The sequence below is a fragment of the Arthrobacter psychrolactophilus genome (assembly GCF_003219795.1).
In the GTDB taxonomy this organism is placed as follows: Bacteria; Actinomycetota; Actinomycetes; order Actinomycetales; family Micrococcaceae; genus Specibacter; species Specibacter psychrolactophilus.
Genome location: NZ_QJVC01000006.1, coordinates 36002 through 59422, shown reverse-complemented (window position 1 = coordinate 59422; position 23421 = coordinate 36002). Strand labels below are relative to the sequence as shown.

Genomic DNA, 23421 nt, shown 5'->3' with positions numbered 1-23421 from the left:
CAAAGACGCCTCCCATGAGCACCTCCACAGCTCTCACGCCCCGAGCTCCGAGCCTTCTTGGCGCATCCGTGCGTTGGCTACTGGGCAAGCTCATGGGAGGCATCTTTGTTTTATGGGCCGTTGCCACGGCGATCTTCTTTGGCATCCGCATGATTCCGGGCGATCCCGCCGAGGCCATTATGGGCGGGCCTGGTTCGCAAGCCTCGGCCGAGGCTCTAGCGGCTGCCCGTGCTCATTACGGTTTGGACCAGCCGCTCATTGTTCAGTATGGGCGGCAACTCAAGCAATTGGCTCTGGGCGATCTCGGCACCTCCTATTCCCTCAAGAGTCCTGTGGTTGAGGTCCTTGGCGAGCTGGTCCCGCCAACGTTGATTCTTGCCAGCCTCGCACTCCTAGTTGCGTGGATGATGGCTTTGGCTCTGGCCGTTTTCTCCACGCGTAGTGGCGTTCTCGCGTCGGCTGTCGCCTCGGGTTTGGAGATTGTGTCCGCCGCCGTACCGCACTTTTGGTTGGCTAGCGTGCTCATCATGGTCTTCTCGTCGATGTTGGGCTGGCTGCCACCGGTCAGCACCAATACAGCAGCCGGACTCGTCTTACCAGTCTTCACCTTGGCCCTCCCCCTGGCTGGATTCCTAGGACAGGTCATGAGGGACACGATGATGGAAGCGCAGCGCTCCGCTTTTGCTCTGTCGGCCAGGGCACGTGGCGAATCCGAGACCGGTATCTTGTTGCGCCACTCGCTGCGTCACGCCGCACTCCCTGGCATCTCACTCTCCGGCTGGGCTTTAGGGTCGCTACTCTCCGGTGCCGTCGTGGTTGAATCCATCTTTGCCCGTCCGGGACTGGGACGGTCCTTACTGTCTGCCGTCACCGCTCGGGACATCCCGCTCGTCACCGGCGTAGCGCTGCTTTCGGCCGCCGCCTATGTCGTGATCATGACCGTCTCGGACATCGTTGAACGCCTTGCCGACCCTCGGATCAAGCAATCATGAGACAACTATTCCGGGTGCTGGCCGCCGTCGTGCTGTTGTTCTTTATTCTGGCCGCCATCGCACCGAATCTTTTAGCCCCCTTCGACCCGCTCGCCATCGATCCCGCAGCAGCCTTCTCCTCGCCCAGTGCCGGGCATGTCCTGGGAACCGATGAGTCGGGGCGCGATATTTATTCACGCATCATTCACGGCGCGAGGCCCTCCTTGCTGATTGGCGCCATGGCCACGGCGATTGGCCTAGGAATAGCGCTGGTCCTAGGAACGATTGCGGGATTTGGAGGCAGGTGGTTGGACTTTGGCATCGGCCGAATCCTTGAGGTGCTCTTTGCGCTCCCCGGACTGCTGCTGGCCTTGGTGTTCATTGCCCTCGCCGGCCCTGGCGTCACGACCACCGTCATCGCCGTGGGCATCACCGCGGCGCCCGGCTATGCCCGCATAATCCGGGGACAGATCCTAACCCTTCGCAGCTCCCCCATGGTTGAGGCCGCCACGGTCCTGGGCCGCAGCCGATTCCATGTGCTGCGAGTTCACATTCTGCCCAACGCTCTCGCGCCCATTGGGGTCCTGGCCACCTTGGGTCTGGGTCAAGCAATTCTCTGGGCGGCCTCGCTGAGCTTCTTGGGGCTTGGTTCGCCGCCGCCCACGCCGGAGTGGGGCGCCATGCTGTCTGCCGGCCGGACCTATCTTTCGCTGGCCTGGTGGATGACGTTCTTCCCCGGCATGGCCATTGTGCTCGTGGCGGCTGCCGCGACGGTGCTGGGACGTTCGACAAAATTTGGTGGTGTCCGATGAACGAACAACAGGCCATTGTTGAGGTCAAAAATCTCTCCGTTTCCTTTGGCGGAAGCAAAGTTGTTAAAGACGTCTCCTTCACCGTGCGGGCCGGTGAATGCTTGGCACTGGTGGGCGAATCCGGCTCCGGAAAATCGGTCACGGCGAGATCCTTGCTGGGTTTGGCGGGTCCCGGATCGACCGTCACGGCGGAGACGTTGACCGTGGCCGGGCAAGATGGCCGCAGTCTCTCTCAGCGAAGCTGGCGCACCCTGCGAGGCAAAGAGGTGGGCTTCATCCTCCAGGATGCGCTGACGTCATTAGACCCCTTGCGAACCGTCGGCAAGGAAATTGACGACTCCTTGCGATTGCACACCCGAGCCTCGGGCGCCACACGAGCCACCCGCGTCATGGAACTGCTCGAAGCCGTGGGCTTAGACGATCCGGAACGCCGTGCCGGGCAACGTTCCGGTGAGCTCTCCGGAGGCATGCGCCAACGGGCGTTGATTGCCGCAGCCATAGCGCTCGACCCACAGCTGATCATTGCCGATGAACCCACCACGGCACTGGATGCGACCATCGCCGCATCCATCATGGATCTGCTCGGCACCCTGCGCCAGGCCGGTTCGGGCGTGCTCTTGATCAGTCACGATTTGGCGGCCGTGGCGAAGGTGGCCGACACGATTGCCGTCATGCAGGCAGGACACATCGTGGAGCGTGGCACACGAGACCAGATCTTCCACGATCCCCAGCATCCCTACACCCGGGCCTTGCTGGCTGCCGTTCCCGCGGGCAAGCCACGCTTCGTCAAGCTCTCCCCCACCGAGGAGGCTTCGTCCCAGGTGCACACTCGAGACTCCGAGCAAAAGGTGACTGCTGCGGAAGACGCGGGAGGTGAGGCGGGCGCCGTCGTACGTCCCGTGCTGAGCGCAAGGAAACTCTCGAAGAGTTTCGCGAAGGGCAAGCACGCAACGTTCATGGCCATCAAGGACGTCAGTTTCGAGCTGCTGCCCGGCCGGACCCTAGGTGTGGTGGGCGAGTCGGGCTCGGGGAAGACGACGACGGCGCGCATCGTGCTGGGGCTGCTGGCGCCCGATGCGGGCGCCGTGGAACTTTTTGATGAGCCATGGAGCTCGGCACGTGAGGTTGACCGCCGGAGCCGCCGTTCGCAACTGGGCGCGATTTATCAGGATCCACTGTCGTCCTTTGACCCGAGGCTGTCTGTGGGGTCGTTGCTGGCCGACGCCGTGAGTTTTGGTGCCACACGGAATCCGCGCAGCCATGCCGCAAGGATCACGGAGTTACTTCAGATGGTGGGGCTGGACGCCGAGATGTCTGGACGCAATCCCGCCACACTTTCGGGCGGGCAGCGCCAACGCCTGGCGATTGCCCGCGCACTGGCGCCCCAACCGCGCGTCCTGATCTGCGATGAACCCGTGTCTGCCCTGGATGTTTCGGTGCAGGCCCAGGTGCTGGACCTCTTGGATGAGCTGCAGCAACGACTCGGGCTGAGCTACGTCTTCATCTCGCATGATCTCTCCGTGGTCCGGCATATGAGTGACGACGTTTTGGTCATGCGGGCCGGGCAGGTCGTCGAATCGGGTGCCACCGAGCGGATCTTTACCTCCCCGCGCCACGATTACACGCGGGCGCTGCTGGCAGCGTCTCCCCTGGTGGGCACGCAAGAGTCGGGTGGCGGCCTCTAGCATTCCAAGGGCATCGACGTGACCTGCAACGACAGCCGCAGCTCGCTCACGATCGGCATCCAAGATGAACGAGTATTCGCCGGGGTGGAGGAGTACGCCAGAAACAACCCGGCCTGACGAAATTCCAGGGATCGAGCTTTAGGGCGTAAGGTCGTGTAAGAATCTTTGGTGTGTCTAAAGAATCAGGAATCTGGCAAAACACCACGCACGATTGGGCCATGGACGTTGACGTCGACCACCTCGAGCTCATTCGAACCGACCCATCTTTCGACGCTTACAAAACCGCACTGCACCTGATATTGGAGGTCCTTGCCTATCCAGCTGATGAGGCCTTGGACCGCGGGACCGGCGCTGCCATTGTTTCACTGCATCCAGACGGTTCGATCTCAGTGTCCGACAACGGGCGAGGAACTGATACCCGCACGGACGGTCACGGCCGCATGATCAAAAAGCCGATTATGGCGACGAAGGATCTGCGATTCTTCGAATCCCCCGACTCACCACCACTTCCTGACGGGCTGGCCCGGCGAGGCATGTCCGTCGTTGCCTCACTGAGCGACTGGCTTATTCACAGCAACCGGCGGACGAATGGCTCGTGGACCCAGCGATATGAACTGGGCCTGCCGACGACGGGGCTGACTCCCCTGCACGACGACGGCACGACCGGCACCACGGTGCATTTCCTACCCAGTCAACGTCTCCTCGGTGAGGGCGAAATTTCTGTGACAGGGCTTCAGCGGCTGAGTCGGGACTTTGCCCCGGTTCTAACTGTTGAGATTCAGGATCATCGACACTGACAAGGCCTGAGCAAGTGCCTCAGACGGACGCTTCTGCACCAATTTCCGCCAGCATGCGCGACTCAATAGCGCTTTCCGGGAAGTCGTTCGGGTCCATGCCAAGAAGCCACGTCAGCCCCTTCAATCCCCGGGAGTCTAGGCCAACAAGGGCGATCGCGACGATGGTGTCATCGCCGGCCTTCTCCTGTGCCCACCTCTGGACCTCGCTGAACGTCGCATCGGAGACATCCATGGTCGTGATTGCTCGGTCAATGCCCTTGGCAAAGTAGACCCGAAAAGTGGAGTCGTGCTGTTCCCAGGTGCTATCGCGCTCGTCGACTTCTTCAATGTTCATAGTCATCATGATATTGACTGTGATGATTCAAGCCACATCACGGCCTGTGAATCACCACCCAACGGTTTCCAAGGCTGTACGGTGAGCTCAAAGAACAATCAGCATTGTTGCTGGTGAGCTCACAAGCGGAAGGCATCGGACCATGGCCAAGGAGTCAGCCGCAACGCCACGTAGTCAGTTCCGAGCCTGGGGCGGTCTAGTCGTTGGCCTATGCGTCGTCGTTTCCGCAATATTGCGCTGGCAAGGCGAGGACCCGTCGTGGATTGACCTAGCCTTGATGGCGGCAGGAGCAACGCTGATCGTCATTTGGATCGCCAAATTGGCCGCGTTACGCAGGACCCACCGCAGAAAAGTGTCCGCGGAAACACGCTAGCGAGGAGCCCAGCAGACACCATCAACGTCCAGCTGGTTCTGCGCTTATCAGGGTCTGGTCATTCTCTGGCCCTCTCGCGTGCAGCAGCAATCCCCCACCGCTGGTGAATGCCGTCGTGGGAAAGCTCGCTGCTTTAACAGCCTCTAAAGCGCCCTACCGGCGGTGCAACGCAATGAAGGCCTCCCGCCGATGCCTCGAATCACCTCGACGCCATCCAGTGTCGCGACCCTGACAGTTATTGGGTCGCTCAGAGCCTTGCCGAGGAACTTGCCCTGTGCCGCCTCAGAATGCACGGTCTCCAGTGCCACGCAGCAGCGAAATCTGGGGAGAACGCTCTCGCACATCGCAGAAACAGCCCGCGGGCAGCTCAGTTAGGAGTTGGAGGCGTTCTCAAATGTTTGAATCGATCGGCTCGCGAGCCGGGGAATGATTTGCGCCACTCCGAGCCGCTCAATGTGTTCGTATTCGCGATGTCCGGCAAATCCGGCGGCGTCGACGTAGCGCTCCAGGATCACAATCTGATCGGGTTCTTCCACGCCACGGAAGAAGTCGTAGGAAATATTCCCTTCCTCGGCACGAGTGGCCACCGCCATCTCACCCAAAAGTCCCAGGACGGTTTCAACCTCTTCGGGCTTGACCGTATAGCGAACAACTACCTGAAAAAATGTCTCGGACAACTCTGCATTCCTTAGCTCGGGACTATGGGGCCACTGGAAAAATGGCTTGGCACGAGTCTACGGCAACCGGTTGCTTAGTCTCGAGAGTGAGACCAGGTACGACGGCGGGTCCCAAGTCCCGCCGTCGAACTTCAGTCTCGCCGTCGAACCACGGGGTGACGTTTCATCTCAGTACGACCCCGCGTCTCATACGAAGCAGGATCGCTGCGGCATTAAAGAAAACGGGCCGGTATCTCAATAGCTTGAGATACCGGCCCTTAACTCAATCGGCCTTATTCAGCAGCCTTCGTCGACTTGGCGTATTCTTCCTGCGTCACGGTGAGGGTCAGGTCAACGTAGGATTCATCCGTCATGGTGCCGGCGGCCGGTTCCATCGTGGCGATCGTAACGTCAGCCCAGGGGCTTCCCTCAGTCCAGTTTTCTCCCTTTTCGTCCTTCAACTGGGCGAAGAAATCATCCTTGACCAGGGCTTCGTAGGCTTCTTTGTACGTCATACCGACAACGTCGGGAACTGCTCGCTTTTCCTGGGTAGCTGCAGCGGAAACGCTGGCTGTGTCACTCGGGCTTGTTGCCGGCGCGGCGCTACCGCAGGCGGAAAGCCCGGCAAGAAGGAGCGCTGCAAGGGAAAGCTGTATAAATTTCTTCATGGGCCTAACTTAATGTTCACTTTTCGGGTGGCTATGATCTGCCATCCGACTGCTTTGCAAACATCAATCTTAGTCCTCTTCTAACGACCACAAGGCCAGCGTAGGGTGAGGGCCCCGGAAACTGTGTCTCCGGGATCGTCCATTATTTACTGGTTTTCCCCGACGATGAGCTTGCTAAAAAGTTGGCAGAGCGAATGCCGGTTCCGGGCGTTGAACACCCCTCGGCCAGTAGCCCAAGGAATCCGCGCAGCCCAGCAGATCAGCGAGATTCCCGATGATGGCCAACCACATCTCGGTTCCCTGCAAGGACGGCTGGCGCCGAGTCCCGCCTTCCATCGCAGCGCTGAAAGCCATTCCCGCGCCAGGATGCCACCGTTGCAGTACCTGAGTGAGCTGGTCTTGCGCCCATGCAGTAGCTTCGTCTCGGCGATGGCTGCTTTGCTTGGCCGCAAGCCACAAAGGGAGCGTGACATCAAGGACATTGCAGGCGTTTGCATGTCCTGGGGCGAAATAGCGGGCATCCGATCCATGGTGGAGCACCGTGTCGATGAGTCGCTCAACATGCGGAACCGTGACTCCAAACTGGACAACAGTCCCTCGGGTCAGCCGGTAGTATCCGTTGACCGACTTCAATCGAGTGTCATCATCGGAACTCCCCCACACTCCGGACGATGGGTTGACCCGGGTCAGCAGCCAGCCGAGTAGAAGATCAAGCGAAACCTCCGCGTTTTTATGCCCCCGCGCTAGGTTCCAATATGCTGCGGTGCCCCAGACATCAACCCACGCTCCAGACTCCCAAGCCTCCTTCTGCCAGGGAAGTGCGTCCAATCTCTGGAGTAGATCCGTCGCGGACATGCCGGCCACGTCATGGATCGGGTTCCGGAATTCACTGCCCAAAAGGTCAAGGGCATAACCAACGGAGAGCACATGATAGTTTTCCGGATCGGCGCCGAATCGACGAGCATCCTCAGGCTTTGCCCCTGGGATCGATGTTCGGGGACTAGCCCAGTTCGGGGATTTTGACGTTTTTGGAGCTTGAGGATGTGCTGCTCATGCGTCAGCTGCTCCGGCACCGTGTTGAGCAGAAGCATCGAGACTTGCGAGCCTCATCAAGTCAACAATATGTCGATGTCCGACAAAACGCTCCGAGTCAAACTCGGTCAACACTTGGTTATTTAGGACATCGGCAAACGTCAGCAGTTCTTCGAGGCGATCCGCCGAGAACAACTGCTCCTTCAATTCCTGAGAGCCCAAGGCGAAAGCAACCTTTGGACGCCACGAATATTTTTCAAGGCTGGACGAATGGCTTTGCATGGGCAGTAAATCCCTTGACGGCTAAGAACGATTCAGCTCATTCTTGGCTCGGACATTCATTCGGTCAAGGACTACCCGCCCAATCGGTCATTTTCGGTCTGCCAAGACACTTATTGATTCTCGAATACTCAAAGAGGGCAACAGCGTTAGGTGCCGGATCGGCAGTTCCTTGACACTCTGCGGGCTCTGTAATCTGGCATCTAAGAGCCGCGCATGGCAGCCTCGCCAACAGCTTCCTTAGGAGGTGCCACAGTTGTGAGCGGAACGGCGGCAAACACGGCCACCTCGTCATCGTAAGCCACGATGGAAAATCCTCAGGAACACGCAAATTGCGTTCCAAAATGAGTTCGACGAGACGGGCCGCGTGAGCATCTGCATGCACCACGGCAGCCTGCGTCCCATTTGAGTGCAGCATCGCTTTCAACTGCATTCTTGGCAATTTCCGGAAGCGATTTGAGGGGCGCTTGGTCATCAAGACCGAGAAATTCGACGGTCTGATCGTATCCGGATCGAATTCCATCCGCAGATGGCGTCCACTCACAAAGGGCCAAGGCAATCGATCTGTGACCTAGATGCTCAAGGTGCCTAACAGCCAAGGCTGCTCCATAGGCTCGGTCGGCTTGCACCCGGTCGTACTCTCGCGAGATTTGTGGGTAAGTGAAAGATCGCTCCATCAAGACCAACGGCACGTGGACGGAATCAAGCCACTCGCCCGCTTCTTTCCTCGTCGAAGCAAAAGAAGTTGTAGCGATCATGAGTCCTTGCGCCCCAAGAGTCAGGAGTCGATCTACACGCTCTTGCTCCTTGTCTGTATCTTAGTGAGTCATGCCAAGAACAAGACCTGATCCTAGCTTTTTTGCCGCCCATTCCGCTCCCGAAATGATGCGCGCAAAGTAGTACTCATGAGTTGGTACAACGAGTCTAATGATGGAGCTAACCAATTCGACAAGGTCCCTTCCGGGAAGCATCGCACCTCCACGAACTCGAGTAAGTCGTCCCGCAGCAGACAGCGAATTTAGAGCACGCCGTGAGGCAATTTCCGAGATCCCTAGTTCCCTAGCAATTTGCACTGTCTCGACGCGCCCATCTCTGCGTGCTAGCGTGAGGATTCTTTGATCTCGCTCAATAGCCAGCATTAGTGCATCCGTGACGATGGATGATCCGTATCATTGATCATAAACGATCGTTTTTGACCGTTTAGAAGATGACTTGATCAAGTTTTCAGGAGGTAGCTGCAGCTCTGCACTTGCTCACAGCCATCAGGATCACCGATGGCAGATGATGCTTGAGATTCGACGGCAGTTGTGCGCATGGCCACGGCGGAATCCACTCACGACACCTCTGTTCCTGCGGGTCCGCACTTCCCCATGGCCCTGACCAAGCCATCCGAGTGCGAAGCGAAGCTGATCCGGCGCGGACGCCTGATTTGATGGCTGCCGCAACAGCACATGGAGACTACGAGGGAAACAACCCAAGCCCTCCAAACAAGGATCCATTGGCCTCAGTCCCTGGTGCAGGGCGCGGCAGCCCAGTCCGACGCCAGTCATCAGCTTGTCTCCATGATCCCCGTAGTGCCCCAGATTCCTGGAGTGAACGTATCCGGTGTCGCCACTGATGCCTTGAATGACTTCAAAGAAGCTGTCGGGGCTTGGGTGACACACTCACGCACATCGGTGAAATGAATATGGCTGGCCCCTTGGGGCTGACCAAGGGGCAGAGCTGGTAAGGCCAGAAACTTTGGCCCCCGAATTCCTGCAGTGTCTGCGGAGAGCCACATTAGCTCCGTGCAGGGGTGAGCCTCTGATCAGCCAATTTCGAGTACGCCCAAGAGCTCTGGTGGCAGAGTGGCCCTGCGCATAGATAGCTCAAGGCGCCGCGCACGGCGCGGGGATTCACCTGGTTCGACACCCAACAAGGAGTCCGGCATAAGTGCCTGGACATCCGTGAAGTGTCGGAGCTTTCCGCAGCTGCCAGAGTTCGAGCCGATAATCAGTCAAGCCTTCAAAATCTCATAAGCTATTTATTCGACGGGTCCTGCACACACGTCGCGTCCTGGTCCTCAACGAACGAGAACAAGGCTTCCCCGATATATCCGGCTTCACCGGCGGTGACGACGGCACTCAAATGGCATTCTCCACTGCACGAATTGACCGGATCCGGCGCGCGAAGCCTGCCACGAGTGCAAAAAATACGACCAGAGCGGCGGAGCATAAGGCTGTGATCGACACTGGCGCTGATTCCAGCCCACCGTCAGTACGGCCAATACCAATCCACGCAATACCCCACGCCATGGCCAGCGCGGTAGCTACTCGCCCTCCGGAAAAGTGGACTGTACCGACGGCAATAAGCGCTGCAACGACCACTAGCACCATAGCGAGCGGGGTGACCCACTCCGCGCCGTCTCCCACAGCCATCGAGGACAGCCACGCCGCAACGTTTGCCACTGTAGCGACGGTGACCCAGCCCAGATAGGGGCCGAAGGCGAGTGCTGTAATCCAACGCTCCGTCACGGATTCCGAGGAGCGTTTCATGAGCAGGAAGATCCTGATCAATACACCAAGAAGAACTACGATGACCAAAACACTGAGCCCCAGCCAGCCGAGTTGAACCACACCAATCCACAGTGCGTTGATGACGGCCGAGGCCCCCGCCCAGGGGCGCATCTTTCGCTGTGACTGGCTCAAACCCGCTTTGGCAGTCAATTGCCACACCGCATAAACCAATAAGGCGGTGTAGATGAAGCTCCAGATGGAAAAGGCTCCAGTTCCTGGTGCCAACAATGTGGAGTCAGCGCCTAGCCGCCCACCTGCTGCGTTGGCTGTGGGCGTTCCTCCCAGCGCTCCGCTGCCATAGAAGGCTCCCACGGTTGCCAGCAAGACTGCCACAGCACAAAGTATCCGTGCGGTTATTGAAGCTGAATATCGTGTTTGTATCGTTCATACTCCTCACGATTGAAGTCCGTTGATTCGAGTATTTGCCCTCGTCAACCAGTGCGATTCACATAACCCATAATGGCTGTGGACTGGCGAGCAATCAACCCCCGCGCGTTCACTCTTAGAAAACCTCTTCGTAGTCAGATACGTTGCGTCACATGAAATTTCCGTGCGCAGCGCACCCCCTATCAAACGTTGCAATCCTCGTAATTGAACACTCTCATTATGAACGCTGGCTATGTGGCCACCCCGGTCAAATGGCAACACCGGCGCGGCGCGGCAGACATGTCTGATCCATGATGAGGTGCCGTATTGATAATTGGAACCCACGGTTCGAGCAAAAAGCACCGTGAGCCGGTGGGTTTAGAAGAACTTAGGGATCAGGACTGGTGTCTTCGACTTGTAGGCTTCGTAGTCGGCCTGTCCGCCCCACTTGGAATCCGACTTCTTTTCCAGCAACGGCACCCCGCTGACCTTCGTCAGCAACAAGATGACAAAGACCGGTGAGATGAGCGCGATGTTCTGCCAGCCTTCTAGTGCAGGGAAGGCAATGATGCCGACGCCGATCCACAAGAGGATCTCACCAAAATAGTTGGGGTGGCGTGAGAGGGACCACAGGCCAGTGGAAATGAATCTGCCCCTATTTGCAGGGTTGGCGTTGAAGCGTGATTTTTGCTGGTCAGCGATGATTTCCATGCCGATTCCCAGCACCCATACGATCAATCCGGTAAGCGCGAAGCCATCAAGTGGGACCGAATTTCCCGAAGTCATGGCAACCCATGCTGCCGCTGCCGTAAACGTGACCCACAGTCCTTGAATAGTCCAGACATTCAAGAACCGAGCAAAAGAGGGCTTGAGTGCATCGAAGCGATCGTCCTTAACGGCCTTGTTGATACGCCGGAACAAGAAAATGCCTAGCCTTAATGTCCACACCAAAACTAGGGCACCCAAGATCAAGGATCGGGCATCGAGCTCGGGGGTCACCAGGAGAATCATCACTGTGATGGACACATAGGTCAATGTTCCGGTGATGTCATAGAACTTCTCAGTTTGTTTGATGAAAGAGGGAATGAAGACGATCCACTGGATCGCGATAGCAGCTGCTACCGCGATAGTGAAGGTGGGAATAGCTCCGATGAGGCTACCGCCACTACTGCCAGCCAGTGCGAGTAACGCTCCGATCAGCAAAACCACGGGAAAAATAGCGAGTGCCTGACGATCAGACTGTTTCATGGGAGGTGACCTCTCTTGAATGGGGCTGTGAGTGGAGACTTCATTGGTGACGAAGCTCCCAGTACATACACTCTAGCTTCTTCAAATTGGTTTGATGATCAAAGTTTATTGACTATGCTGGAAGCCTAAGAATGTGAGGAAAGCCGTGAGTGAATCGTCATGCGAACCCGTTGCTGGAACTCTCCGGGCTCTGGTGGCTCTGGTCCGGGAAAGCGAACGGGAGATGGCGCTGATACTGGGTCTTAACCTCACCGATTACCGTGCCTTGTGTGCGCTAGCGGAGTCAGGGCCACTCACATCGGGGCGGCTGGCCGAGGAGTTGGGCTATACCGCTGCCACTACCACCGCTATCACCAACCGCTTGGAATTACACGGCTATGTGACCCGTGAGCGCAGCGAATCAGATAGGCGCTTGGTGACCTTGTCAGCAAGCCCGGAAGCGTCCCAACGCATCTTGAACCTGACGTTCCCCTTAGTATCGGTCCTCTCCGAACAGCTCCAAGCCCTCCCGTCTGATCAAATCACCACGGTGATTGATTTTCTTGACGTAACACAAGATCTCATGCGCACACATCTGCAGACACTTTCTAGCAAGGACAACACATGAAAGAGATCACCACACCAGCCTTGCCCGGGGCCTCCGATTACCCCAATGCCACTGAATTGCTCATGCAACGGTTCCGCATCGCACCAGATCACATCGCCTTTGAGGTACGTTCCAGCCAGAGTTCCATCACCGATCCATGGCGGGGCGTCAGCACTAGCGAGTTCGTTACTGAAGTCCGGGCCTTGGCGAAGGGATTGATGGCGGCCGGGTTGGAGCCCGGTGAAACTCTGGCGATCATGTCTCCCACCCGGTACGAGTGGGCACTGGTGGATATGGCCGCGTGGTTTGCTTCTGCCGTGGTGGTGCCCATCTATGAGACATCGGCACTAAATCAGGTCTCGGCTATCCTTCAAGACGCCTCGGTGCGCTTCGCCGTGGCGGGAACTGCAGAACATGCCCAGTTACTGGAGCAAGGATTTATGCAGACCGGCGTGTCCGGCTGGCAACTCTGGACCATGGACGCAGGTCCAGGGGCAACGCTGACAGAGCTGATCCATGGCGGCGTGGATATAACCCTAGAAGCACTAGAGGATCGACGCCTGCTGGCCACCCTAGATTCAGTGGCCACCATTGTTTATACCTCAGGAACCACCGCCGCCCCCAAGGGCGCACTCATCACACACGGCAATTTTGTGGGCCAGGTTCTCAGTGTTGCTGGGGCCTATACCGAGGTGGTCAAGGAATCCGGGAACACCATCATTTTTCTCCCCATGGCCCATGTGCTGGCCCGTGGCTTGCAACTGATTTGTCTGGCCAACGGCATGCGCATTGCTCATCTCGGTGAGACCAAGGAAATAGTGCCGGCATTGGGGGTTCTGAAGCCTACATTTTTGGTTGTCGTGCCACGCGTACTGCAGAAGATTCAGGCCTCTGCGGCAGGTGCCGCCGCGAAGAAGAACCTTGGGGGCCTGTGGTCTGTGGCCCAGGCAAGCGCAGTGGACTGGGGGCTTCTGAGTCAGGAGCGCGAAAGTGATCCCAGCAGGAAAGCTGGGCTCTTACTCTGGGCTCGGCATGAACTCTTTGACCGCTTGTTCTACTCCCGCATCCGCAAACTCGTGGGCGGGCGCCTAGAGTATCTTCTCTCCGGAGCAGCTGCCCTCGACGCCGAATTGTCGCTGTTCTTTCGGGGGCTGGGTTTGCCGGTCATTGAGGGTTACGGGCTGACAGAGACCACGGCGCCATTGACGGGAAATTTGCCGGGCTCCATCAAGTCAGGATCTGTGGGCGTTCCTATGCCCGGAACCACCATACGCATCGCGGAGAACGGCGAGGTACTAGCCCGTGGCGTTGGAGTCTTTGCCGGATACAACAGGCCTGCGGATAACACTCACGCGTTCCAAGACGGTTTCTTCCGCACCGGAGATACCGGTGTTCTCGATGATCAAGGACGACTCACCCTCACCGGCCGCATCAAGGACGTCATTATTACCGCCGGAGGAAAGACCGTGTCACCCACTATCTGGGAAGGCTATGTGGAGAATGATCCACTGATAGCCCACGCAGTCATGGTAGGCGAGGGCAAACCCTTCTTGGGAGGACTGGTCCTCTTGGACTCCGGCTCCGTCTCAGAATGGGCGCAAAGTAAGGGTTTCACCGACCTTCAAAGCCTGAAAACCCCCGACGACGGCGGATGCGTGGAAATAGACGACGCTCGCCTGCGCAAAGCCATCAGCAAAGTGGTGGGCGCGGCCAACTCCAAGATTGCCCGCTCGGAACAGGTCCGGAAGATCGTGTTGCTGGTAGCCGACCTCAGTGAAGCCAACGGGCTAGTGACCCCCACCATGAAGCTCAAACGGAACATCTTTACCGACCGTTCGCTGAACTTCATTGACAAAATATACGCAGAGACAGGGTCACAAGTATGACTTCTCGCAGCAAATCATGGCTCCTGCACTATATTCTCGCAGCAATGATTTTCGCAGTCATCGACGTGGTGTGGATCCTTACGGTTGCGCTGCCGCAGTACCAGCGGAGCATCCCTGAGCTGATGGCCGCTGAACCCCAACTGGCCGGAGCTGGATTCTTTTACTTGATCTTTGTGGCAGGAATAGTGCAATACGGCGTCCGCCCACTCGAGCTGAACGCACCGCTGAGCCAACGCATAGCCGCGGGGGCGCTCTTTGGTTTCTTCAGTTACGCAACCTGGGCCCTGACGGCATTTTCAATCCTGAAGGACTTCCCACTCGGTGTTGCTATTACAGACATCCTCTGGGGCACTGGCGCCTCCGGCGTGGTGGTATGGCTAACGCTTATGGTCTCTAGGGAACTAAAGAAAAGCCGCAGGCAGCAACCCGTGCCCTAGTTGGGAACAAGCCCGTAAGCTGAGAGACCACGGCCGCGGATCTGAACCTGACGATCCCCAAGGGGCGAAATTGGCATGTCGGTCCCTGCGTCACTCGAACGGCGCCATCGTGTTTCCCAAGCCCTCTACTCCGTGGTGATGAAGGCCTTACTGGACGAGGACACCCCGGAAGGCAGGGGAAAAATCCTTTCTACAACTTTCCTGCCCCAGTAGTGCATCTCAGTCGTAGCTTGTGATGTTACTGAGAGGTCTCTTCGCTGGGTTCAGCGGCCTGCTCGGGCTTCGCGCCAGAGGGAAGCGAGGGTTTGAGCCTAAGACTCGTCAACAATCCCAAGGTTAAGACTGCCGCAGCGATCCAGGCCGCTACTGATACCCCTTGGGTCAGCGCATTTCGGGCCGCCTCCGCTATAGCGGCGGTCTGTGGATTGCCCGCCAGTGCCGCGATGGTTCCCCCAGAACTACTCGTTACTGAGTCCACCGCGCCCTGCAATTGCGGAAACTGGGAGACGATCTCGGTAACCTGGGTTTCCGTCGAGTTCTTGAGGGTGCTAAACAATGCTGTGCCCAGAATAGCGATGCCCAATGCAGAACCCACTTGACGGGCCGTGGACTGTGTCGATGCGGCTTGGCCCGACTGCTGGACCGGGACATCAGCCAGCACCACTTGAGTCAATTGGGCAGTGGCAAAACCCACCCCAATGCCGTAGAAAAACAGAATTCCCGAGGTCATCCAGATGGACGAATCAGTCTTCAAAAGTAGGGCCAATGCTGTAATGGAAATGATTTCTAAACCAACGCCAAGTTGCACCATCCGCACAGCGGAAAAAGACTTAGACAGCGCAGAGACGGTCCCTGAAGCCACAAACGACCCCACTGCCAACGGCACCAGCGCCAACCCGGCTTGTAGCGCATTGAGCCCCAACACGTTTTGGAACCACAACGGCAACGTGAGAATCAACCCGAATTCACCTAGGCTCACCGTTAATGCCGTGAGGTTGCCACGGGAAAATGAGGAAATGTTGAACAAGGACAGGTCCAATAAAACACTTCGATTGGAGCGCTGCCTCGATCGTTCCCAGAGAAGGAATCCCGCCAGTGCAGCAATGGCAAGGACAAAAGCCGCCGGGACTGGGGAGAGCCCGAAGAGGTTGAAAGGCGCACCGCCGTTAGCGCTCCACCATCCATAGTGCCGGCCCTCGATCAGACCAAAGACCAGCGAGCCAAAACCCACCACAGACAGGAGGGCACCAAAATAATCGTTGAGCTTCCCGGTAGCCACCTCACTGGACTCAGCAACGAAGCAGATGACACCGACGACGGCCATCAGACCCAATGGAACGTTAATTAAGAAGGCCCAGTTCCACGAGAAAGAAGAGGTGAGCCATCCTCCAACGATGGGACCAAGGGCAGCCATGCCGCCGATAGTTGAACCCCAAACGGCGAAGGCGATGGTGCGTTCTTTGCCACGGAAGTTGGCGTTGAGCAACGAGAGAGTGGTGGGAAGAATCATCGAGCCGCCGATCCCCTGCACTGCACGTGCCGAGATCAACCACATCCCTGAGGGCGCCAAAGCGCACAAAGCCGAACTAGCCAAGAAAACCACAAGCCCCACTACAAGGATCCGGCGTCTGCCCACACGATCTGCGACCCTACCCCAGACCAACAGCAAGGCAGCGAATACTAGGGTGTAAATTTCCTGGATCCATTGCACCTCCGTGGTGCTCAGGCCCAGATCCTTGATGATCGCAGGCACAGCAACCGCAACGATGGTGCTGTCCATAATGATCAGCGCCACCGACAAGCTGATGGCCCCAAGTCCAAACCAACGTAGTTTTACGTATCTGCTGACATTGTTTGCTTCCACGCGTGCCATACTACTCTCAGATATTTCCATGATGGAACTATCTGAGAGTAGGTATTTTTTCCAAAAATATTCCACATCCAAGGCGTGGGCAAGGGGACTCTTAGCGGTCTTCTTGGCGGGAGAATGATGTCCAACACAAGTCGTCAGTTCGGAGCGAAAAATGACCATTAAGGAACCGAATACACCCGCAGAATTAGCGGCCTGGAGCACCAAGGCTATATCCCGTATTGATACGTTCTTGTTCTGGGCAGTCCGCAGCGTATCCACCCTTGGCGTTATTGTTTCCGCCTGGGCGGCCATCTCCACCGGCGGGATGCTCGTCCATGGCCACCCGGCATATGCGATTCTCTTGGGAATTGTTTTCATCAGTTGCGCGGCGGTTGCCGCGCATTCTTGGCTTAGCCGCACAATCACCCGCCGCAGGTTTAGGGTCCTGAGAGGCATTGGCCTGGTGGCGTCGTGTGCGGTCTTGGCCCTTATCTGGTGGCTGGTTCCCTACGGTGCAGCATCTCCTGCCCTCGCGGCCATGACCTCCGATGAGACCTTCACCGTCACCGAGTCCGCGAGTCAGATAGTAATGACACCAACGAGCACCCCAAGCGAGGTAGGTGTGTTCTTCCAGCCAGGCGCCCTCGTTGATGCCCGAGCCTACGCCGCGGTCTTAAGAGCACTGGCCGAAAGTGGCCACGTTGTTTTAATTCCGAAACAGCCATTCGGTATCGCTTTTCTGTCCACCAGAGCCTTCACCTCAGCACAAACCCAGCACCCACCCGTAGCGCGTTGGGTACTCGGTGGCCATTCACTCGGTGGCGCGGTCACGGCCAATGATGCCCAAGCGTTCTCCAAAGACCCAGCTAGTCCTGTGGCTGGTGTAATTTTTTCGCATCCTACCCAGCTTCAGACATGAGCACTTTACCCATACCCGTTCTATCAATCTCCGCCTCCAACGACGAATTGTCCACCACCGAGAAGATCAATGCCTCTAAGGACCTGCTTCCAAAGGACACCAACTTCACGGTGATCGAAGGGGGCGTCCACGCAAACTTCGGTGACTATGGGCCACAATCTAGCGACGGCACACCGACCATTTCCCGTGACGACGCCCGCACCGAAATTTCACGTGACAGCCTCGCATTTGTGGAATCCGTCAGCAAGTAGCCCCTTCAGTTCCGCGGAAGCCTGACACAGAACCAGAAAAGCTGGCAAGGAGGCGTCCTTTCCATTCATTCGATCACCGAGCGCGGCCCATCACCCTCGACTAGTCGCCAGATTAAACACTGCACTCTCTGCTTGCACCGATATTTGCCCGCACGTCGAGACCCACGCGAAAAATAGCTACAGGTAATCGTTCGACGCCGAGATTGAGCCCATCCCGAGCTAAACACCAACATTTTGCACCAATCACTTTATTTAGTGGCCCTGCCATATAGGACCGGAGCGACCTTTCGACTGTCAACACCGGCGTCCTCGGGGTGAATACAGCTACTTCATAAAGAAGGGGGCCAAAGGCGCTCGCGAACGAACTGCTCTGCGAAAGTTGGATTGATTGCTTCGGGTCCATAACTTCCCGGTCTTTAAACCACAACCGGATTCATAACCACGACCCCTCATTTGGCCAAGTCCGAAGGCACGATGGGCTGCGAGTCGATCCGAATCATTCGATATCGGTTTTTCTGGCCTGCAAAAGTCCGGTGCCAGCTCACCCTGCATCTCGTTGACGCAGCGAGGCGTCATGCCCTGCACTGATCTAGAGAGTGAATCTGATCGAAACGCGCTGGCTCGATTGAAGCTCCGACTTCGTTACTTTGAGCGGAATACACGAAAAAATCCATGGCACTCCGACGAATCCGACTACCCAGGCAACAGCGCCCCACATGAACGCATTTCCGAGGAATCCGAGCCAGCTGTAGTCGGTGGGGACCTGTGCCGTCTTGACTCTGCTGAGCCACATCTCCACTATCTGCGGGAAGTCGGCATACAGGAATTGTGACTGATCTTGGGTTATCCACGGGATCGGGAACCCGAATTGCACAGAAACTAGCTCTGCTTCTGAACCGACCGATATCCTTTGAGCAGCGCAAATCCACCAACTGACAATACCGCCCACCACCAGTGAAGCAAACAGCTCGATACATCGGCCCGATTTGGCACGTGCGGGGAGATCTGTTGGCGGCGATGGGTGAGGAAAGGACACCACACCCGTCTAGTGTGGGCGGACAGAACTGAGGTGCCGCCGTCGTCCTCTCCAACGCATCACCAAAGGTGACCGTCGCACTTCTTGGGCCGATCCACCGCCGAATCTCTTGATGGCCAGAAGCTGCCGTGACAAGCTGAAGGGAACAGCTTCGAGGAGGAATCATGCAACGGATCGTGCCCAATATTTGGTGCCAAGGCAATGCGGCTGAGGTGGGAGAGTTTTACTCCAAAGTTCTCCCGCAGACATCGGCCGAGACCACGATGAGTTATCCCACGGAAGGACTTCCGGACTTCCAATTGCCGTTTGCGGGCAAGCCTCTGGTGGTGGATGTCATGGTAGGTGGATATCAGCTTCGTCTCATCAACGCCGGGGCCGAATTCCGACCAACACCTGCCATCTCCTTCATTCTCAACATGGATCCGTTAATGTTCGACGGCGGTGAGGACCAGGCCCGCGCCACCCTCCAGGAAGTGTGGGCTGCTTTTTCAGATGGCGGGCAGGTGCGTATGGAGCTGGGAGTTTATCCACATAGCAAGCTCTATGGCTGGGTTGAGGATCGCTTCGGTGTGAACTGGCAGCTTATGCTGACAGATCCCGCCGGGGAGCCACGACCGTTCGTGATCCCCCAGCTCCTCTTCACGGGGCCGACGGCGCACGCGCAGGAGGCCATGGATCTCTACACGGGACTTCTCCCGGATTCAGCGACGACCATGGTGGTCCCCCACGCCAGCGCATCGGATGGCATTATGTTCGCCGAATTCATGCTTGCGGGGCAATGGTTTTCCGCAATGGATGGCGGAAGCATCCACGACTTCACGTTTACACCGGGGCTATCTCTGGAGCTTTCCTGCGCCGATCAAGACGAGATCGATTCCGTGTGGGAGGCCTTGTCTAGTGTGCCCGAAGCCGAACAATGCGGCTGGGTGGTGGATCGCTTTGGGGTGAGCTGGCAGATCGTGCCGCAGAATATGGGCGAACTCATGCTGCACCCGGGTGCCTATCAGCGGATGCTCTCGATGAAGAAACTCATCATCGCCGAGCTGTGACGCCCTGAGCGCAGGGCATGAAACGTGGTCACAACACGCAGCTCCAAGGGAGGCCTCGTGAAACGAAATGAGTCTGGTCCAAGCCAAGCCTCAGCAAAGGACGAGTCGGCGCTGGCGCCCCTACGCAGCTCGGCGCCGTTGCTCGCGGCTATGACGGGCAAGGCGAGCCCTGCGAAAGCAGCCGTTGGTGACGCTCCAGTCTTCGCCTACATTGCGAGCCTCCCGCAACCCCAACGTGGTGTTGCCGAGGCCGTAGATGCTCTTGCCGCTAAAACCCTGCCACGTCTTCGGCGATCCGTGAAGTGGGGTATGGCCTACTACGGCGTTGGAGACGGGTGGTGCTTTAGTTCCGGCGCATTTGTTGGACACGTCAAGGTCATGTTCATCAAGGGTGCCGAGATTCTTGACCCTGTGCCGCCGGTGGCCCCTATCGGCATGGGCAAGGCCACTCGCGGCGTGGAATTGGAATCCATCGATGACATTGACGAGCATCAAATGGAGCTGTGGATGCGGCAAATTGCGGCCGTGCCCGGTCTGGGTGGGAAGAAGCGCTGAGCGTTCCACCGTCTCATTTGAGGTGAGAAACGTCGAGTGATCGGCGTCCGCTTAACAATCTTGGCCACACGTGGAACAGCGCCATTTCCTTCAAGGAAGGTCGTCGACGTCCAGGACGCAGACCAGTTCAACCCTGCTAGATAAAGTTGTCCAGATCAGCCTTATGCTCAAGGCCCTGGACGGAATTCTGAAACTCGGGGGCGAGGTTCTTTCACGCATAGGCTCGCCAGCACTCACTAGTGAAAATCTTAACTCAGCCTGAGCTTTCCGAAGACCCCATGACTTCATCGCCAGCTACTTGGTGCACTTGCTTGGGAACCTGACGGTTTCCGCAACCGTCTTCGGCGCGATTTATCTCCCGCTGCACGGCCCTGTAAAGATCGTCGTGGTCTGGGCTGTCTTGAAGGACACATTGTGCGCCTATCACTAGACGATGGCTTTCCTGCTCACCTTCACTGCTTACCAAAGCTATGAACTTGTAGTTGCCTTCACCTGGGGCATGCTCCTCCCGATGGTCTTTGACATCTTCATCGTGTGGCTCACGTGGCACGCATATCGTGCTCATCGAGCGCACTCAACCTCCGCTACCGAGGGTGTAGATGCTGTCCCATCCGAACATTCACTTCTCCGCCCCAAGTAACCTTCTTAGCAAAAGGCCGTTGCATCAAGCTCGTTCTCCCGGTCAAAGGTATGCGTTTTCAGTGAGACAGTGTCCTCGCATTCACCAACTAATCGGCACCAAATACATCACCTCAAGTTCAGTTCCCCGAGAGAGGTATTGCGGTCGAGTCCAATACGTCCTATGGTGAAATCGCTCTCAAGATTGCTCCTCCACGCGACCCCTCCGTGGCCGGAACCATCATGTACTTCATGCATCGGGCTCAGCCCCAAAAGTCAGAGACACGACGGGCAAGAACCTTGCCCTGCTCATAGCCGGCTTGAGCGGCATCCGGCCTCATCGACAGATCCATCGCATTGACCCCAAACAAGTGCTCTTCTTCTGCATTCGGCATGATGATCTCGACCAGACTGCCAGTGGCACTCAGCTCTTCAACCTGAGTAGCGAGCTGCATCCCCCACTCAGGTGGCTGCAGGCTTCGTCCATCCAAAGGGGACAGCACGAGTACTCGTGAGTACCCGGCTGCGAGGTCTGCATTCTCGCTGGATCTCCGGAAGCCGCCGTCGAGGTAATGCCTGTCCCCGATCTTGTAGGGCAAGCCGCTGGAGCAGCTCGCAGCGACAGCATCGACGAACTCGATCCCGCTATGGCGATTGAAGACCACGGGATCACCAGATTCGGCATCGATCGCCGTGAGGAGCACGGGCTGGTGTGGCCATTCCACGTCAGGCAGCCGTGCGGCAACTGTGGCGCGCCATTGCGACTGCCATGAACTGTCCGTTGCTGCCGCCATCTGCAGAGCCGCTGCACCCATCTTGCGGCGCATATCGGCCGGACCTTGGGAAGCATCAATGAGTGTGCGGAATCTACCTAAGTGATCCGCAGTTCTAGTACTAGTGGAAGCTGGACGACGAGGAGCTGACCGCGCCAGAGGAACGGGAGCTAGGGTTTCTTCGAACAGCCGAGGAAGAGCAGCTCCAGTGATCTGGGCAGTCGCCGTAGATCCGGCCGAGGTGCCAATGATCACATCGGCATTTGTCACGTCCACTGCTGCATCGAAGAGCCCAGCAATCACTCCAATGAGCCACGCGTTGCCCGTGGATCCTCCGCCGCCGAGGACAAGTGCTCGATCGTGAGAGTCTCCACCGCTTGCCGGCAATGCCGTATCAGATGGCGTGATGAGGGTAGTTGAAAAAGGTGTTGAGTTCATGGGAGTCGCCTTTCGCGATTAGCCTTGTTCGGCACTCCCAATGGCGGCTAAATTAGCCGCTCAATCGTGGACTGCAGGGAGAGCCCATTACGGTTGCTGCGTTCACGGGTCTCACCTCCTAGTCATTAATCACGATTAGACAAAATTTATCACTTCACCCGAGCGCCCCACAAGGATTTCCTTGGCAGCTGCTTCGCATCTCGACGAGTCGAGCAGCGAAGCAGACACTCTCCATAGCCCCTGCAGCGATCTCGGTCTGGACATTGATTCCCACCCTGAGTTCGTCATCGCACCCGACTCCTAATTCTCATATCCCAGTGCCTCGAGGGCTCAACCTAGACCTACCTAGGTTGAGCCCTGCCCTAGAAGAACGACTATCCTGACCGCAGAGATCAACACTCGTTGGGTAACAATATCCGGGCAGGCCAGCGGTCAACTGACTGGTATTCGAACTACCCCGGAACCGTTGCTAGGGAAGCGTCCTATCCGCGACTCCGACAGGCCCCTGCCTATGCAGTTGTGGCTGCTAGCTGCGGGTAGAACGCGTCGATGGGGGCACCCAGTCCGGCCTTAAGATTCACGGAGGTGTCGTCAGCCAACACCTCGTACTCTCCTGCCTCGACGGCGTCGAACACTGCGTTAACCAGCTCCGCGGGGTCCTTCTTCGGATCGTTGGAGTGGGCGGCCATGGCCGTGTCAACGTAGGCCACGTGCACTCCCACCACGTGCACACCGGCTGGCGCTAGCTCCAAGCGCAGCGAGTTCGTTGCCGACCATAGGGCTGCCTTTGTGGTGCTGTAGATTCCGGCGACAGCGTACCAGCTCAGCGCCGAGTGGATATCGATGATGACCGCTCCGGTCTTGCCCGAGAGGATCGGTGCGAACGCGCGGGCCATGAAGAGCGGGCCGAGGAAGTTCGTTTCCACATTGGCACGAATCTCCTCGTCCGTGTGGCTCAGAATCCCAGGCGTGGGCGTAGCGGCACCAGCGTTGTTGATCAACACCGTCACATCCCCTGCCGCCTCGACCGCAGACTGAATCGACGCCGAATCGGTGACATCCAAGGTCAGCGGCACAATCCGCTCGTCATCCCACTCGCGCGGGGTGCGTGCGGAGGCATAGACCTTAGCCGCGCCTCGGGCGAGGGCGTGATGGACAAAATGAGTTCCGATGCCACCGTTGGCTCCGGTGACCAGAACGACTGCTCCCTTAAGTGAGGGCATGGATTTTCCTACTTTCAAGTTG

Annotated in this window: 22 protein-coding genes and 2 pseudogenes; 13 read left to right on the top strand and 11 right to left on the bottom strand. The window is 57.6% G+C overall.

The window, feature by feature from the left end:
• The first annotated feature begins 14 nt into the window (after positions 1 to 14).
• From CVS30_RS08995 to CVS30_RS08980, 4 genes are all read left to right on the top strand, one after another.
• Entirely contained in the window at positions 15 to 992 is a 978-nt protein-coding gene (locus CVS30_RS08995) for an ABC transporter permease (RefSeq protein ID WP_110484999.1), read from the top strand.
• The gene (locus tag CVS30_RS08990) at positions 989 to 1783 is read left to right on the top strand and encodes an ABC transporter permease (protein WP_110484998.1); all 795 of its coding nucleotides are present in this window, start codon (positions 989 to 991) and stop codon (positions 1781 to 1783) included. Before CVS30_RS08995 ends, CVS30_RS08990 begins: the two co-directional genes overlap by 4 nt.
• Complete coding sequence (locus CVS30_RS08985; protein ID WP_110484997.1) at positions 1780 to 3468, top strand: dipeptide ABC transporter ATP-binding protein; 1689 nt, start codon at positions 1780 to 1782, stop codon at positions 3466 to 3468. The genes CVS30_RS08990 and CVS30_RS08985 overlap by 4 nt, the downstream gene beginning before the upstream one ends.
• Before the next feature lie 170 nt (positions 3469 to 3638).
• The gene (locus tag CVS30_RS08980; RefSeq protein ID WP_220033900.1) at positions 3639 to 4265 is read left to right on the top strand and encodes an ATP-binding protein; all 627 of its coding nucleotides are present in this window, start codon (positions 3639 to 3641) and stop codon (positions 4263 to 4265) included.
• 19 nt (positions 4266 to 4284) lie between these two features.
• Here CVS30_RS08980 and CVS30_RS08975 read toward each other — a convergent pair whose 3' ends face one another.
• Complete coding sequence (locus CVS30_RS08975) at positions 4285 to 4599, bottom strand: hypothetical protein (RefSeq protein ID WP_110484995.1); 315 nt, start codon at positions 4597 to 4599, stop codon at positions 4285 to 4287.
• Positions 4600 to 4741: 142 nt separating this feature from the next.
• Here CVS30_RS08975 and CVS30_RS08970 point away from each other — a divergent pair, with 142 nt between their 5' ends.
• Positions 4742 to 4972: a hypothetical protein gene (locus tag CVS30_RS08970; RefSeq protein ID WP_110484994.1), complete on the top strand. Its 231-nt coding sequence runs from the start codon at positions 4742 to 4744 to the stop codon at positions 4970 to 4972.
• 371 nt (positions 4973 to 5343) lie between these two features.
• On the opposite strand, the gene CVS30_RS08965 is transcribed toward CVS30_RS08970, so the two are convergent.
• The 7 genes from CVS30_RS08965 to CVS30_RS08935 form a co-directional block, all read right to left on the bottom strand.
• On the bottom strand, positions 5344 to 5649 hold the full coding sequence (locus CVS30_RS08965) for a putative quinol monooxygenase (RefSeq protein WP_110484993.1): 306 nt from the start codon (positions 5647 to 5649) through the stop codon (positions 5344 to 5346).
• A gap of 272 nt (positions 5650 to 5921) precedes the next feature.
• The gene (locus tag CVS30_RS08960; RefSeq protein ID WP_110484992.1) at positions 5922 to 6296 is read right to left on the bottom strand and encodes a PASTA domain-containing protein; all 375 of its coding nucleotides are present in this window, start codon (positions 6294 to 6296) and stop codon (positions 5922 to 5924) included.
• A gap of 174 nt (positions 6297 to 6470) precedes the next feature.
• Entirely contained in the window at positions 6471 to 7223 is a 753-nt protein-coding gene (locus tag CVS30_RS08955; protein ID WP_110484991.1) for a hypothetical protein, read from the bottom strand.
• A 123-nt stretch (positions 7224 to 7346) separates the two neighbouring features.
• A complete protein-coding gene (locus tag CVS30_RS08950) occupies positions 7347 to 7610 on the bottom strand; it encodes a hypothetical protein (RefSeq protein ID WP_110484990.1) in 264 nt (87 codons plus the stop codon).
• 815 nt (positions 7611 to 8425) lie between these two features.
• The gene (locus CVS30_RS18570) at positions 8426 to 8746 is read right to left on the bottom strand and encodes a DeoR family transcriptional regulator (protein WP_110484989.1); all 321 of its coding nucleotides are present in this window, start codon (positions 8744 to 8746) and stop codon (positions 8426 to 8428) included.
• A gap of 984 nt (positions 8747 to 9730) precedes the next feature.
• Positions 9731 to 10495, bottom strand: a complete 765-nt coding sequence (locus CVS30_RS08940; protein ID WP_181419755.1) for a TspO-related membrane protein — start codon at positions 10493 to 10495, stop codon at positions 9731 to 9733.
• A 411-nt stretch (positions 10496 to 10906) separates the two neighbouring features.
• Complete coding sequence (locus CVS30_RS08935) at positions 10907 to 11776, bottom strand: DUF1295 domain-containing protein (RefSeq protein WP_110484987.1); 870 nt, start codon at positions 11774 to 11776, stop codon at positions 10907 to 10909.
• Between the two features lie 145 nt (positions 11777 to 11921).
• Between CVS30_RS08935 and CVS30_RS08930 the strand changes: the two genes are divergently transcribed.
• From CVS30_RS08930 to CVS30_RS08920, 3 genes are read left to right on the top strand one after another with little or no spacing between them, the layout of a single operon-like run.
• Entirely contained in the window at positions 11922 to 12383 is a 462-nt protein-coding gene (locus CVS30_RS08930; protein WP_146233378.1) for a MarR family winged helix-turn-helix transcriptional regulator, read from the top strand.
• The gene (locus CVS30_RS08925) at positions 12380 to 14248 is read left to right on the top strand and encodes an AMP-dependent synthetase/ligase (protein ID WP_110484985.1); all 1869 of its coding nucleotides are present in this window, start codon (positions 12380 to 12382) and stop codon (positions 14246 to 14248) included. Before CVS30_RS08930 ends, CVS30_RS08925 begins: the two co-directional genes overlap by 4 nt.
• Entirely contained in the window at positions 14245 to 14685 is a 441-nt protein-coding gene (locus tag CVS30_RS08920) for a DUF2177 family protein (protein WP_110484984.1), read from the top strand. The genes CVS30_RS08925 and CVS30_RS08920 overlap by 4 nt, the downstream gene beginning before the upstream one ends.
• A 238-nt stretch (positions 14686 to 14923) precedes the next feature.
• Here CVS30_RS08920 and CVS30_RS08915 read toward each other — a convergent pair whose 3' ends face one another.
• Positions 14924 to 16963, bottom strand: a complete 2040-nt coding sequence (locus CVS30_RS08915; protein WP_306418762.1) for a DHA2 family efflux MFS transporter permease subunit — start codon at positions 16961 to 16963, stop codon at positions 14924 to 14926.
• Between CVS30_RS08915 and CVS30_RS18565 the strand changes: the two are divergent.
• The 5 genes and pseudogenes from CVS30_RS18565 (at position 16863) to CVS30_RS18130 (ending at position 20987) form a co-directional block, all read left to right on the top strand.
• Positions 16863 to 17707 (top strand): annotated as a pseudogene (locus CVS30_RS18565) (alpha/beta hydrolase). The gene CVS30_RS08915 and the pseudogene CVS30_RS18565 sit on opposite strands and share 101 nt — an antisense overlap.
• 1200 nt (positions 17708 to 18907) lie before the next feature.
• Entirely contained in the window at positions 18908 to 19792 is an 885-nt protein-coding gene (locus CVS30_RS08895) for a VOC family protein (RefSeq protein WP_110484980.1), read from the top strand.
• Positions 19793 to 19849: 57 nt separating this feature from the next.
• The gene (locus CVS30_RS08890; protein ID WP_245934521.1) at positions 19850 to 20347 is read left to right on the top strand and encodes a DUF1801 domain-containing protein; all 498 of its coding nucleotides are present in this window, start codon (positions 19850 to 19852) and stop codon (positions 20345 to 20347) included.
• 283 nt (positions 20348 to 20630) lie between these two features.
• Positions 20631 to 20777: pseudogene (locus CVS30_RS18560) on the top strand (hypothetical protein); the annotation flags it as partial.
• Between the two features lie 3 nt (positions 20778 to 20780).
• Entirely contained in the window at positions 20781 to 20987 is a 207-nt protein-coding gene (locus CVS30_RS18130) for a hypothetical protein (RefSeq protein ID WP_110484979.1), read from the top strand.
• A gap of 241 nt (positions 20988 to 21228) precedes the next feature.
• On the opposite strand, the gene CVS30_RS08880 is transcribed toward CVS30_RS18130, so the two are convergent.
• Entirely contained in the window at positions 21229 to 22176 is a 948-nt protein-coding gene (locus CVS30_RS08880; RefSeq protein WP_245934520.1) for a patatin-like phospholipase family protein, read from the bottom strand.
• A 509-nt stretch (positions 22177 to 22685) separates the two neighbouring features.
• Positions 22686 to 23399, bottom strand: a complete 714-nt coding sequence (locus CVS30_RS08875; protein ID WP_110484978.1) for an SDR family oxidoreductase — start codon at positions 23397 to 23399, stop codon at positions 22686 to 22688.
• Positions 23400 to 23421 lie beyond the last annotated feature (22 nt).